The sequence below is a fragment of the Methanoculleus sp. UBA303 genome, from assembly GCA_002501655.1.
Lineage (GTDB): Archaea > Halobacteriota > Methanomicrobia > Methanomicrobiales > Methanoculleaceae > Methanoculleus.
In genome coordinates this window covers 19,205-33,083 of the sequence record DANY01000019.1, presented here as the reverse complement: position 1 = coordinate 33,083, position 13,879 = coordinate 19,205, and the positions used below count along the sequence as shown (strand labels likewise).

The 13,879-nt window shown below is 58.9% G+C and carries 12 protein-coding genes; 5 read left to right on the top strand and 7 right to left on the bottom strand.

What is annotated here, in order from left to right:
- Window positions 1-255 precede the first annotated feature (255 nt).
- The 7 genes from BP846_RS04150 to BP846_RS04120 all read right to left on the bottom strand — a co-directional run bounded on the left by BP846_RS04150 (window position 256) and on the right by BP846_RS04120 (window position 8,400).
- Complete coding sequence (locus BP846_RS04150; RefSeq protein WP_292392786.1) at window positions 256-1,116, bottom strand: SWIM zinc finger family protein; 861 nt, start codon at window positions 1,114-1,116, stop codon at window positions 256-258.
- A 51-nt stretch (window positions 1,117-1,167) separates the two neighbouring features.
- Window positions 1,168-4,173, bottom strand: a complete 3,006-nt coding sequence (locus BP846_RS04145) for a DEAD/DEAH box helicase (RefSeq protein ID WP_292392785.1) — start codon at window positions 4,171-4,173, stop codon at window positions 1,168-1,170.
- Window positions 4,174-4,470: 297 nt separating this feature from the next.
- A complete protein-coding gene (locus BP846_RS04140; protein ID WP_292392784.1) occupies window positions 4,471-5,253 on the bottom strand; it encodes an HPP family protein in 783 nt (260 codons plus the stop codon).
- The gene (locus BP846_RS04135) at window positions 5,250-6,089 is read right to left on the bottom strand and encodes a CBS domain-containing protein (protein WP_292392783.1); all 840 of its coding nucleotides are present in this window, start codon (window positions 6,087-6,089) and stop codon (window positions 5,250-5,252) included. The genes BP846_RS04140 and BP846_RS04135 overlap by 4 nt, the downstream gene beginning before the upstream one ends.
- Before the next feature lie 7 nt (window positions 6,090-6,096).
- Window positions 6,097-7,044, bottom strand: coding sequence for a CBS domain-containing protein (locus BP846_RS04130; protein ID WP_292392782.1), 948 nt, complete (start codon window positions 7,042-7,044; stop codon window positions 6,097-6,099).
- Between the two features lie 40 nt (window positions 7,045-7,084).
- Window positions 7,085-7,840 carry a CBS domain-containing protein gene (locus tag BP846_RS04125; RefSeq protein ID WP_292392781.1) on the bottom strand — a complete coding sequence of 252 codons (756 nt, stop codon included), beginning with the start codon at window positions 7,838-7,840 and terminating at the stop codon, window positions 7,085-7,087.
- Window positions 7,837-8,400 carry a cyclic nucleotide-binding/CBS domain-containing protein gene (locus tag BP846_RS04120; RefSeq protein WP_292392780.1) on the bottom strand — a complete coding sequence of 188 codons (564 nt, stop codon included), beginning with the start codon at window positions 8,398-8,400 and terminating at the stop codon, window positions 7,837-7,839. Before BP846_RS04120 ends, BP846_RS04125 begins: the two co-directional genes overlap by 4 nt.
- Window positions 8,401-8,610: 210 nt before the next feature.
- On the opposite strand from BP846_RS04120, the gene BP846_RS04115 reads away from it, so the two are divergent.
- The 5 genes from BP846_RS04115 to BP846_RS04095 all read left to right on the top strand — a co-directional run.
- Window positions 8,611-9,252 carry an Era-like GTP-binding protein gene (locus BP846_RS04115; protein WP_292392779.1) on the top strand — a complete coding sequence of 214 codons (642 nt, stop codon included), beginning with the start codon at window positions 8,611-8,613 and terminating at the stop codon, window positions 9,250-9,252.
- Between the two features lie 5 nt (window positions 9,253-9,257).
- On the top strand, window positions 9,258-9,626 hold the full coding sequence (locus tag BP846_RS04110; RefSeq protein ID WP_292392790.1) for a DUF2073 domain-containing protein: 369 nt from the start codon (window positions 9,258-9,260) through the stop codon (window positions 9,624-9,626).
- Window positions 9,627-9,642: 16 nt separating this feature from the next.
- A complete protein-coding gene (locus tag BP846_RS04105) occupies window positions 9,643-10,017 on the top strand; it encodes a Zn-ribbon domain-containing protein (RefSeq protein ID WP_292392778.1) in 375 nt (124 codons plus the stop codon).
- Between the two features lie 278 nt (window positions 10,018-10,295).
- Complete coding sequence (locus BP846_RS04100; RefSeq protein WP_292392777.1) at window positions 10,296-11,480, top strand: KamA family radical SAM protein; 1,185 nt, start codon at window positions 10,296-10,298, stop codon at window positions 11,478-11,480.
- Between the two features lie 830 nt (window positions 11,481-12,310).
- A partial coding sequence (locus BP846_RS04095; protein WP_292392776.1) for an ATP-binding protein occupies window positions 12,311-13,879 on the top strand: 1,569 nt, incomplete at its 3' end.

Genomic DNA, 13,879 nt, shown 5'->3' with positions numbered 1-13,879 from the left:
GATCCGTGCCTGTCATCAACCCCGCCCCTCAAGGGGCGGGGGCAGTCATGGCGATACCCAAAGGAAAGCCGTGCCCCGGATTGCATGCAAGCGGGAACACCGGGATGGGATCTCAGATGACCAGTTGTTTCGTAGGGCACTACTACTTCGCGGCTTCGCGCTCAACGCGCGAGACCCGATCATTATCCCATACCGAAAACTCATGCGAAGGGCGCGAAGGAGCGCGGAAATGGGAGAGAGAACCGGTCCGCCACCTCACTTCGCGGACTTCCCCGTGCGACCTCTCTCCCCGCCCGCTGTTGGTTCTTCTCCCTGTCCCGGTCGGTCCGGGATGCCTGCGATCCTCCGCGCATACTTCTGCGCCGCCGGGTAGGCCGGCGCAAGGATCGCGGAGAGGTTCTCACCCCGGATCGTGAACGGGGAGTCGCCGAGCATCTTCAGGACCTCTCCTTCGCTCGAGACGTTCCCGGTGATGTTGATACCGAACCCGGCAAGCGTACCATCACCCTCCCAGAAGCGATCTGCGGAGGGACTGACTCGTTCTACTGTTGCCTCCGGCTCCGCTGCCGCCCTCCGCTCCCTGAGCGCTTCCATAACCTCGTCCCTGCTTCGCCCCCGGAGGGTGAAGATGAGGAAGGGGTCTTCGTCAAACCGCTCTGCGAGGAGGTAGTAGACCGCTGCGATGTGTTTACAGGGGTTCTCCCAGTCAGGGCAGGTGCAGTCAGTCCTGATATCCTTTTCTGAGGCCGGAAAAAGAGACATCCCCGCCTCAGAAAAGACTTCCTCGACCTCATGCGGCACATCACCTGCCAGGAGCTGTGCCGCATAGATCGCCTGCGCAGCCATCAGGTCAAACACCCTCTCCCACCCGGCGTCGCTGAGGGGGCTGAGGCGGATGGTGACACGGTAGGGTCTCGCGGCGGATCCCTGCACCTCTGCCTGCACCTCCCCTCCCCTGATCTCTATACCGATCACCTGCCCCTTCCTCGCATACCGTTTCCCGCGCTGCAGCCGTGAAGCGTTTCCCATCTCTTCGAGCACCTGGATGAATCGTTGCGACCACCACTGCTCGCCGATCGCTCCCCGCTTACTCCGTGTCTTGAGGCCGCCCTTCACCGGCCGCGGAACGGACGGGGGAAACGGGGAGTAATACCATGGGCCCATTCTTCAGCCCTCCACCGCGTCCCGGCGCAGAGTCAGCAGGTCGCGGAGCTGGTCGGTGGAGAGCGACCCGATCCAGTCCTCTCCTTTCCCGATGACCCGGTCGGCAAGTACCGTCTTCTCTTCGATCAACATGTCTATCTGTTCTTCAAGCGTTCCCGAGGCGATCATGAGGCGCACCTGGACGTCGCGGGTCTGCCCGATCCTGAAGGCCCGATCGGTCGCCTGGTTCTCGACAGCCGGATTCCACCACCGATCCAGGTGGAAGACGTGGTTGGCTGCTGTCAGGTTCAGCCCTGTGCCCCCGGCCTTCAGAGAGAGGAGGAAGAGGGACGGTCCTCCCGGTTCCTGGAACCGCTGCACCATCGTGTCGCGTTTCGCCCGGGGTGTCCGGCCGTGCAGGTAGAGGACGGCAGTGCCGAACCGCTCGCGGAGGTAGCCTTCAAGGAGCGTTCCAAACTCCGCAAACTGCGTGAAGATGAGCGCACGTTCGCCCGCTTCCAGGACTTCCTCGAGCATCTCCTCGAGACGCTCGATCTTCCCGGATCTCCCGCCAAAGGTGGTTTTATCGTGCAGGAAGAGCGCCGGATGGTCGCAGATCTGTTTCAGGCGGGTGAGCCCTCCGAGAACAATTCCTCTGCGCTGGATCCCCTCTGCAGTTTCAGCGCGCTCGAGCATCTCCTGCACGACCGCCTCGTAGAGCGTCGCCTGCTCTGCCGTGAGGCTGCAGTAGACCTTCATCTCCATCTTCTCCGGCAGGTCGCTGATGATCGAGCGGTCGGTCTTCATGCGGCGGAGCACGAACGGCCTGATCAACTCCCTGAGGCGATCGGTCGCTGCAGGGTCGCGGTAGCGTTCGATCGGCACGGCAAACCCGGACTGGAACGATTCAAATGAGCCGAGGTAGCCGGGGTTGAGGAACTCCATGATCGACCAGAGTTCGGTTAAGCGGTTCTCCACCGGCGTGCCGGTCAGCGCGATCCGACGCGGCGCCCGGAGCGCCCGGACTGCCTGCGCCTGTTTTGTGGAGGGGTTCTTTATGTTCTGGGCTTCGTCAAGGATGATAGAGTTCCAGTCAACGGATTTTAGGAGTTCTCTGTCGCGTACCGCCACCTGGTAGGTGGTGATGGTGACGTTGGATGCGGCGGCCTGTGCGGCAAATGCGTCCCCGCAGGCACGGTTGCTGCCGTGGTGGACGGTGACCGTAAGACCCGGTGCGAAGCGGGCGAACTCGCGCCGCCAGTTCCCGACGATCGATGTGGGGCAGAGAAGGAGCGCCGGCGCTGCCGTGCATTCCCGCTCCTCTTCGGCGAGGAGGTAGGCGATCACCTGAATGGTCTTTCCAAGCCCCATATCATCTGCGAGGCAGGCGCCGCACCCGTTGCGTGCAAGAAACGAGAGCCACGAGAGCCCGCGCTGCTGGTAGGGCCTGAGGGTGCCGCAGAACGCTGCAGGCTGCCGGACGGGCTCGATCGTCTCCCCTTCTGCCAGCCGGTCAAGGAACTCCCGGATCCATCCGTCTGCCACAATCCCGCTCACGGCCGGGCTGTCTGGGTCTGCCCCCGCGATGACCCTGAGGAGTTCGCCGGTCGTCATGGTGCCTGCAGCGTACTTCTTCCTGAAGGCGTCGAGCGCCTTTTCGATATCGCCCCTCTCGATCGTTCGCCACTGCCCGTGCATCCGCACCAGGGGAACCTTCAGGTTCGCGAGTTCTTCGAACTCTTCAGGTGAGAGCACCCGGTCTCCAAGGGCGACCTTCCAGTCGTACGAGACGAGGGTATCAAGACCGAGTCCTCCACCCTCCCGGGCAGGCTTCACGCTGAGGTGAAGGGCAGGCCGGGAGGCGGCAGCCTTCCACCACGCGGGGAGTATGACGCCAAAGCCGTTCCCGATGAGAAGTGAGGCCCATTCGCTGAGAAATGCGTAGGCTTCACTGGTATCGAGGTGCACCCCCGCCGGGCGCCGGGATGTGAGGCTTGATCGGAGCGTGGGGTAGAGGCGGGAGGCGCGGGCGAGATCGATGAGGAGCCGGTCCTGTGGGTCTTCAAACCGTTGCGCAAGATGCGTGCATGCCTCTCCGCGCCTATTCCAGACATCAGCGGCCGGTATGACAATCGCGGGGTCGTCGGTGGCCTGGAGGTGGAACGAGAGGCGCCACCGCTCGCTCTCCCCTTCCGGTTCTTCAAGGCGGAAGCAGGCACGGAGAGGGCCGTGATCGATCTTCGGCGAGAGCCAGTCCTCGAGTTCCCTGGAAAACCGGGCGATCCCGGCCGCGTCGCCGGCGAGTTCATCCCGGCGGCCTGAGAGGATCTCCACCCATTGTTCGTTGGGCGGAACGGTCTTTCTCGGCCGGCCCCGTGGCTTCTGCAGGAGCGACTGGTCCCTGAGGGCGCCGGTGACGATCGCATGGACCGTGTGGTTGAGGAACGACATCACCAGGGATTCGGGGTCCGGCAGGGCCCCCTCCACTCCGGCAGCCCAGAAGAGGCAGGCCGACGGGAGCGCTCCGGCGAGCCGGGCTACGTGGTCGCGGTCTTCTCCCCGGACCAGGGCCTCCCAGCCGCGGGTACCCGGCACAAATGACTGCCGTACCACGAGTCCCAGGGCAAACCGTGCTGCCTCCGCCCAGAACCGGTGCGTGGCACCGTATCGGGTTCCTGCAGGGAGTTCTACGAGATGGGCGACCGGTATGGGCAGGCTGATGGTGGGGACCAGGTAGGGAGAGCAGTCCGCCCGTTCAGGCATGACAGATTCTGGTTCGCACTCGGGTGAAGGGAGGGGGTCTGATCCGGCTGCCGGGAGCAGGATGGTGGCCGTCCCGGGTTCACCGGACCCCCCGAGCGCCGCGGTGAGCGCGGCATGGCCAGCCGCAAACGGGTGCGGGAGGGCTGACGGTTTCTTTGGCTTCCTACCCCGTCGTGCCGGCGCTTTCCGGGGCACGGCGGGGTTCTCTCCCCAGATGTGAAACGCTCCCGCAGGCCCGTCTGTCCAGAAACTGTGGAGGATGATCATGTGGTCTATGGTTAGTACTTTTACTGTACCCTCATTAGTGCATCGTACCATCTATGATGATACGACGGAACGCCGGTCGCATGCGAGGCGTCCTGATGTGGGGACGGTGATGCGATCCACATGTTGCCGCGAAGGACGCGGCGTTCGGTGGATGCGCGGTGCAGTTCCCTTCCGCACAAGGCCGTACCATTCCCTCCCACCTGAAACCTCACGCGTTGCCGCGAAGAGCCTGAAGGAAGGATGGATGGGATGCTACAGAGCGGGGCCTCCCGAAAAAGAGGTGGTCCCCAGCCCTCCTCAAAGGGCCTGAACAAGCGAGTTTCTGGTAACGACGCCCGCGATCTTACCGTTCTCTGTGACCGGGACGGAGCTGATGTTCTTCTTGAGCATCAGGTCGATGACGTCCGAGACGTCCGTATCCGCATTCACCGATATCAGGGGCGCGCTCATGATGTCCCGCACGAGGAGGTTTCTGATCCGGTACTCCTGGCGGGTTCCTTCTACGATATCCTTGAACGCGTGGAGCGCCTTTGCGACGTCGGTCTCCGTGACGATGCCGACGACATCATCGCCCTCTTCGACGATGAACCGGTTGATCTTGCCGTCGAGCATCCTCCGGCGGAGGTGGACTGTCCGCTCCTCGACCTGGATGGAGTATACCTGTTCCATGATGTCCAGGAGGCCGCCATCCGGGCGGAGAACCTTCAGGAGGTCGCCTGCCGTCACCTGTCCGATGAGGCGGTGCTCGCCATCGAGCACCACGACCAGCTTGTAGTGCTGGAGCAGCGGCACCAGGACGTCGATGCTCTGGTCCGGGTATGCGGAGGTGAAGTTCTCCTCGACCGTGTTCGCGACGTGGATGGATGTGGCTTTCATTGCCTGAGTCTTCCTGCTCCCGAGTGTCTCGGCGATTGCCGCCCGTGACGTCGTGCCGATGACCGTGCCGTTGTTGGTCACGATAAGCGGATCGACACCCTCACCGAGCATCTTATCGAGCGCTTCGCTGACAAAGGCGGACTTTGCAATGGTGATCGGTTTTGCCATCACGTCTTTGACGAGTATCTGAAATGTATCGCTCATTTTGCCACTTCCTTGATGATATCATCTCTCTTGAGCACGCCCCGGATACCGCTGTCCTCCATGACCACGAGGCTGTTGATCTGGTTTTCGAGCATCAGCCCGACAGCATCCTGGAGAGAGAGATCAGGGGGAACGGTGATGACCGGACGGCTCATGATGTCCTCTGCAACTGCCGATACCTCGACGACGTATCTGAAGCGTTTCTGTCCTGCCGGCTCTTCTTTCCGGAGATGTGTGACGTCTCTCCTGGGCAGGTTCATCCGCTCGTCCAGATACTCATAGAATGCGAGGTTACTCTCTGTAATGATGCCTGCAAGGCTTCCATTGTCATTAACGACGATAAGTTTATCGTTTTTCCCTTTAATCGTGTTTATAACATGGTCCAGCGAGTGGTACCGGTTGACCGTGACCGCATCCTCCATGATCTCGTCGACCCGGGCAGAGAGCCCGCGTACATGGGCTGAACGCATAACATCCAGTTTGGTGACGATACCGACCACCTTGCCGTTGTTGACGACGGGCAGTCCTGATATGTCGCGATCAAGCATCGTCGCTGCAATAGCACGAATGCTGGTCTCCTGCGGTATGGCAATCGGGTTCTGTGCCATCAGGATACTGACCGGGATCCGGTCGATCGGGCGCCGCCGCCACATCGGTTCCGTCTGCCTGAGACGGTAGGCGATGTCCTTCTTGGTCAGGATGCCCCGGAGTTCATCTCCTTCCATGACGAGGAGCCTTGACACACGGTGCTTGAGCATAAGGTTTCGCGCATAGGCTACGTTATCGGTCGGTGCAACGACGTACACCGGAGAGGACATCACATCAATGGCACGCATTCTCTCTTCACCCCTCTGCAAATGCCTTCACAAGGTCGTATTCCGTCACGAGTCCGACGAGGTGCGAATCCTCTAAAACGGGGAGCGCCCCGATACGCCTCCGGAGCATCTCGATGACAATCTCGTGGATATTCCGATCCGGCGTGGTGGTGTAGAGTTCCCCGGAGAGGAGAGACCGTACCGGCGCCCCCATCACTTCGGCGGAATCTCCGGTCGTCAACTGCTCGAAGGCCTTGCCCTTCCCGAGGTAACTCATGATGTCGGTGGCGGTCACGATGCCGCAGAGAACGTCGTCTACAACGACCGGGAGTCGCCGGAACCTGCACTTCACCATCTCTTCGCAGACCTTGCCGATAGGGGTGTCGGGGCTGGTGACGCGCACTGAAGATTTCATGATATCCTCCACCTTGCGGCCGGAGTTCTCGGTGGTGAGCACCTTCATCACGTCACGCTCGGTCACGATACCCTTCAGGTCTCCTTCAGCGCCGGTGATGGGAATCCCGCCGATGTTTTTGTTGATGATGATATCGACTGCATCCGCGATGCTCCCGGCAACAGGCATGGTAACCATCTGCGGGGTCATGATCTCGCGGAGATTCTCGTTGATAGCGGCGAGGAAGTTTCCCCTGTGCTTCACCTGCACCAGGTTGAACTTGTCGCCGCCGCCCATGAAGTCGATGATATCGCTGACGGTCACGATCCCCCGGAGACGGCGCGTCCCCGCATCGACGACCGGCAGCCTGCGGAACCCTTCCCGGGTCATGATCTCGACTGCCTGGATGATCGTGGTGGTCCTCTGTGCCGCAACAACGTTTCTCGTGGCGATCGCCATAATCTCGCCTTCGTAGCCGGAGATCCTCGTCTCGAAGTCGATAGGCCCACGGTCGCGTTTGCCCGGCATCTTCAGGAGCCTGTCAGCCGGTTTCTTCTCTGAGTTATTCGAGTTCGGTTGCACGGTATCACTCCTTTGGAAATTATTGTGTCCGGAGACGCCCTCAACGGGCGAGACTGCTCAGGACGTCATGACGGTCGATAACACCGACGAGCCTCTTCTTTTCGTCGACGACCGGGAGGATGCTGATATCATGGTCGACCATCAGTCGGCTCGCCATCGCTATCGTGTCGTCGGGCGTCACCGTGATGACGGGTGTCGTCATCACCCGGTCGACGGTGGTATCGGCCTGATTCTTCACCGATATGCGAATATTCCCGGCACGCAGGAGGTCCCGGCGGGATATGATGCCGATGATCTCTTTCTTCTGCACCACCGGGAATGCTATGAATCCACTGGAGACGATCAGGCTATAGATACGGAGTATGGGGTCCTCCGGTGCGCAGGTGACGGGCTCCCGTGACATGGCATCCCTGACACTGCCCCGGATGTCGTGCCGGGAGACCAGGACGGGAAAGAGTTCGGAGAAGAGAACTCCTCCCTGAAGCACACCGTCTTCGTCGACGACCCCTGCGCTGTTTGTACGGGCGTTCAGGATGGCGAGGCCGACATCTGCAAGGGGCGTATCCGGGGCGACCCGGGCGGCCTCCCTGACAAAACCTTTGATGGTGACGTTTGACTTGGTGTCCATCACCCGCAGGACGTCGGATATGTCGAGATAGCCCATCAGACGATTTTTTTCGCCCACGACGTAGAGTTCACGAAAGACATCGTCCCGGAGGACGCTCCGCGCTTTCGTGACGTGGTCATCGTAGTGCAGGGTGGGAATCTCCACCATCAAGTTTGAGGCCACTTTCATAGCAACTGCTCCTCCTCCCGACAGGTGGGGCAGAGCATAAGGTTGTCGACTCGCGAGAGGTTATCGGCCATGTTCCCGCACCGGTCGCAGACCCCCATGGCATACTCTTCCTCGCGGTTAATCTCGATGAGGTCTGCCAGCAACTCGTTCACTTCAGCCGAGACAGTGAGGATATCCCTGACCGTCACGATCCCGATGACCAGCTGGCTCTCAACGACAGGAAGCCTGCGGACGCGGTGTTTCACCATCATTGCTGCGGCATCCCCAACCAGTTTCTCGGCCCCGATCGTGATCAGCGGGGTGCTCATGATCGCGCTGACATGGACGCTGCCCGGTTTTAAGTCTTTTGCCACGACTTTGCAGTTTATATCCTCCTCCGTGACGATCCCGATGGGCAGGTTACTCTGCAGGACGATACAACTACCGACCTCATCGCGGCACATTGCCTGCGCCGCCCGCGCGACGGTCTCCTCTACATCGATGGTCGTTGGATGGCTCTGCATGACCTCCCTGATTGGTACGCGTGTCTCAAAGTAAATGGTGTCGCTATTATTCATCATGGGATTCTCCTAATCTGGTCGCTACAAGGGCCGATTCTCCAGGTGCAAGTGTATCTAGGTTTCGGCAGTATAAAAGAATTCTCACGCTTCGGGATTGGAGATAGTCTCCAAATAAGGGGGTATGCGCCGGACGGAACATATAATTATATTTATTCATGGGTGCCATAGCTCACCTAAGTATAGGTGAATCGGCCTATCGAAGGGTGCCAAATGACGTTCTTAGTTCGTACGAAACAGAAGATATCACGGTTCTTGAAGGCGTTCTTTAAGAAGCGGACCTGTCGCATAGGGATTTACGGGCCTCCCAATGCAGGTAAGACGACGCTTGCGAACAGGATTGTGCGGGATTGGATAGGAGATGCGGTCGGGCCGGTCAGCGAGGTTCCTCACGAGACCCGCCGCGTGCGGCGCAAGGAGGATATCACCATCACGGGTCACAACGGCCACTCGATCACCATCGATATCGTTGATACACCGGGCGTGACGACCAAGATCGACTACAACGAGTTCGTCGAGTATGGTATCGAGAAGGAGGAAGCCATCAAGCGGGCGCGGGAGGCGACCGAGGGCGTGGCTGAGGCGATGCACTGGCTCCGTGAGGATATCGACGGCGTCATCTACATGCTTGATGCCACGCAGGACCCGCTCCAGCAGGTGAATATCATGCTTGTCGGGATCATCGAGAGCCGGAAACTCCCGGTCCTGATCGTCGCGAACAAGAACGATCTTCCTGACGCTTCTGCCGCGCGGATAAAGAGCGTGTTTCCCCAGCACCCGGTGATCTCTATATCGGGTCTTGAAGGGAACAATGTGGATGAGTTGTATGAGAAGATGACGTCATATTTTGGGTGATGGAGATGATACAGGGTGTACAGATAGACCTTATATCGGCGGAGCGCCTTGATCGGCTCACAGCAATGGAGAAGATTCGCCTGATCCTTGACGATGTCATGGAAGGGAACATCGTTGTCCTGGAGAAGGGTCTCGCGCCGGATGAGCAGAGCAAGCTCATCGAGATCACGATGCGGGAGATCGCGCCGGACGGGTTCTCGGGGATCGAGATGGAGACCTATCCTGTCAGAGATGCCCCGGGCGGTTTTCTCGGGAGACTTCTTGGGGGGAAACGCACCGAGACCCGGCTGACTGTGATCGGGCCCGCAAACCAGCTCAAGACGCTCAAGAAGGAGAAGGATCTCATCAGTGCATGGGTCTCCTCCTCACGGTGAACGGGGTGACGGAGAGATGCCTCACAAGTGTACGCAATGTGGCAGGGAGTTCGAGGACGGTTCGACGAAGATACTGAAAGGGTGCCCGAGCTGCAGCGGCAAGAAGTTTCTCTACATCCGTGAGGCCGAACGGCACGACGACGTGCTGAAGGAGAAGACCATCGATGAGATTGCCCGGGATACGGGCGAGGACGTGCTTGAGGTCCGGCCGGATCGGCGAAGAGCGGAGATCGAGGTCTTTGAGCGGATTGAGAGTATCCGTATCCTCGGTCCCGGGTCGTACGAACTGAATATCGAGAGACTGGCCAATACGGATGAGGTCGTCGTCGGGCTGGAGAAGGAGGGGAAATACGTGGTGGATATCCTCTCCATGGCCCGGAAAAAGAATTAATCCGCAGCTGCAGCGTCGTTTGCGTGAATGGGCAGTTTTCCGCATTTTTTGCAGGCTTTCCCAAACTGTTAAATATTCCAGGCACCCTTTTTCTGATATCTGGTATAATTCGGCACCCTTGAGCTATCCCGGGCGATGGTTTCCTGCATGAGAGCATGAGACTCTCATGAACCCTTTGCGTAATTGGATCGCCATTCGTGGTCTCCGCTCTCATGTGGTTTATCCCCGATTGCTGCTGGCTGTCTCGCTAGCGGAGGGTGTCGATGTGAGAGAAGATTATGGACCCGACATATATCGTATCACTGGATAAGGTCGCCGGCATCAGTGCACAGGAGCGTGCTCGCCTCGCGCCGGTAATGGATCTTTTTGCGTTCCGCTCGAATGACTACTACCTCTCGCTGATCGACTGGGAGGATACAAAGGATCCCATCCGGCGGCTGATCATACCGACCCTCGAGGAACTTGAACCCTGGGGACGTCTGGACCCGTCGTCGGAGCACCTGTACACCCGGGCGCCGGGGCTGCAGCACAAATACCGGGAGACGGCCCTCCTGCTGGTGAGCGACCTCTGTGGCGGTCTCTGCCGCTACTGTTTCCGCAAGCGCCTCTTCATCGAGGATGCACGCGAGGTGAATAAGGAACTCTCCGGGGGGCTTGCCTATATCCGGGATCACCCGGAGATCACGAACGTCCTCCTTACGGGGGGCGACCCCCTGGTCCTCGATACCGGCCGGCTCCGTGACATTCTCGCCCGGCTCCGGGAGATTGAGCATGTCCGGATCATACGGATCGGGACGAAGATGCCGGCATACTATCCTTACCGGATCCTCAATGACCCTGCGCTGCTTGATGCGATACGGGAGTATAGTCTGGGCGAGAAGAGTATCTACATCATGGCGCAGTTCAACCATCCCCGGGAACTGACCGATGCCGCGTGCCGGGCGGTAGCGCTCCTGCAGGATGCCGGGGCGGTTATCATGAACCAGACACCCCTGATCCGCGGTATCAACGATGATCCGGCGGTGCTGTCACGGCTTCTCGGGCGGCTCTCGTTCATCGGGGTCAACCCTTACTACGTCTTCCAGTGCCGCCCCACGACCGGGAACCGGCCGTTTGCCATACCTGTTGAGGAGTCGTACCGGATATTCGAGCAGGCGCGGGCGACCTGCTCGGGGCTCTCCAAGCAGGCGAGGTTTGTTATGTCCCATGCTACCGGCAAGATCGAGGTGGTGGGGATGACTGACGAGTACACTTTCTTTAAGTACAACCAGGCGGCAGATCCGGATGATATCGGGCGGTTTATGGTCTATAAGAGCAACCCACAGGCCTACTGGTTTGACGATTATACGGATCTCGTGGATGAGGGGAGGCTCGGGGGGAGCGACCTGTTCGACGCCGGCACCGCGGATGCCGGCATCGCAGGAATGCCCGGGGAGACCGGTGGGAGCCCAGGTGTTTTATAGGAGGACCGGGTCGTAGCCGGGGGAGGGGGCAATCCGGCAATCCGGCTCCATTCTTCGCGAGTTATGCCGGCCTGCCGGGGGATGCGCATGAGCTGGTCGACGCCGATCTCTGACCTATGCGGGTTGGGAATGATCAGGATGCGATCCTTTGACCATGAATGGATGTTTACCTCCCCGGTACGGTCCCTTGAATCCCGGAGCCTGAAGGTTCTCGCACGGGGCGGTCCCATGAGACAGGTCTGATCCTATGCTCCGGCACTGGTGTCCACCCTGACGATCTCTCCCACGGTGCGGCCGGCGACCGGGAATAGTTCAGCGAAATCCGCTACATTTGTCTCGTCCCCTGTACGCCTGCGAAACAGTGGCCATTGTCACGTTCTGGGTGGATGGACGGCTGATATGTATGAGCCGAGGATCAATAAGGTCTCTCGAAGATGGGCAAGATGTTTCAGGTCGAACGTACAGAAAACAGCCGAAATGGCACTATTGAAGACAAAGAGAGTGCAATTCTGGATGGGTGCCTGCAGTGTCCGGGAAAAGGGAAAACGTTATCCATATTCTAGACCAAGACTGGAATAGTTATCATTCAGAAGGGAAAAACAGGGTTCTGATGAGTACGGGGTGACATTGCGCTCTAAGCTGGTCGATGGGTCTCCTTGATCTCGCTACCTCTATAAGATCGTGGAAAAGTGCTCCTTCTACGAGGGGGCCGGTTGTGGGATTAAATTCAACCACTTCATCTGTGTCCTGCCTCTGGCATTTGAGGGGATTGAGACGGAATCCGACGAAGCCAAACTGGAAATTGCAGTGCTGCTTGAGGGGGTAATTTGATGAGGTGTTCCGAACTCTTCGACCAGTTGAATGAGCTTGATGAACACCCCCGCATTGAAGCAAAAACCGCACGTGAAGTCAGCGCATCGCTCATGGAGACGATATGTGCTTATGCCAACGAGCCGGGGCTTTCCGGAGGCTTTCTCCTGCTGGGCATCCATGAATGCGAGGAGCCCCGGGATCGAAAGTACTGCGTCGTAGGTATCGACAATCCCGATAAAATTCAGCGTGATATTGCCGAACAATGTGCTTCCCGTTTTAACCGAGTGGTCCGTCCGGAGTGTTTCGTCGAAACCGTTGAAGGTAAAGCAGTTGTCGGCATTTTCGTTCCTGAGGCACAAGCAGGAGATAAGCCAATTTTCTTCAAGAAAGTAGGGTTGCCAAAAGGTGCTTTCCGTCGGATCGGTTCGACGAATCAGCAGTGTACCGACGATGATCTTCAGGTGCTCTATCAGGAGAGGCGAGTGCATCCGTATGATGAAACCATCGTTGCCGATGCGACGCTTGATGACCTGGACGGCGACGCCATTGCTGAGTATCGTCGTGTCCGCACCGGCGTTGACCCTGATGCGGAGGAACTCCGCTGGAGCGACGCCGAGCTTCTTGAGTCGCTCCACTGTGTCAAGATGCGTGAAAACACGCTTCGGCCGACTGTTGCCGGCCTCATTCTGTTCGGATCGAAAAAAGCGCTCCGTAAGTTTTTCCCGATGATGCGTCTGGATTACCTCCGCGTTCCCGGGCGCAACTGGGTTGAAGATCCCGTTCATCCTTTTGAAGCAATTGAGATGCGTGAGCCACTTTTTCACCTTCTATCGCGAGGACTGGCGGCAATCATGGATGATATTCCTCGTGCGTTCACCTTTACATCAGACGGTCTCATGCGGCAGGAGGAGCCTCGCATCCCACCGCGAGTCATCCGTGAGGCGCTGGTCAATGCTCTGATGCACAGAAGCTACCTCATCCATAGTCCGGTGCAGGTTATCCGATATGCAAACCGGCTTGAGATACGAAATCCCGGACACTCCCTCAAGCCGGTTGAGTCGCTCGGTGAGCCTGGCTCAAAACCGCGCAACCCGACGATTGCCGGTGTCCTGCACGAAACAAAGTTTGCGGAGAGCAAGGGGAGTGGAATCCGGGTCATGCGTCAGCTTATGAGGAGTGCACGCCTCTCGCCACCGACCTTTGAATCTGAGCGCGAGCAGGATCTCTTCACGGCAACCTTCCTCATGCATCATTTTCTCGATCAGCAGGACCTCCAGTGGTTTGAGCATTTCAAAGATGCAAACCTCAGCGCTGATGAGGCAAGGATACTGATTCATGCTCGGGAGGTCGGTTCCGTCAGTAATGCCATCTGCCGGGATTATACAGGTCTCGACACGCTGGCGGCAAGTGGAATGCTACGACGGCTCCGAGATCTGGGGCTGCTCGTGCAGCACTCCCACGCATCGGCGACGTATTATACTCCTACACGGCTGTTGCTCCATCCGGGGGAAGATGAGAAGAAGACGGTTGAAGGAGAGGGAGCCATAGGAGGAGGTCACCCTGTGCCTGATGGCTTACCTACCATG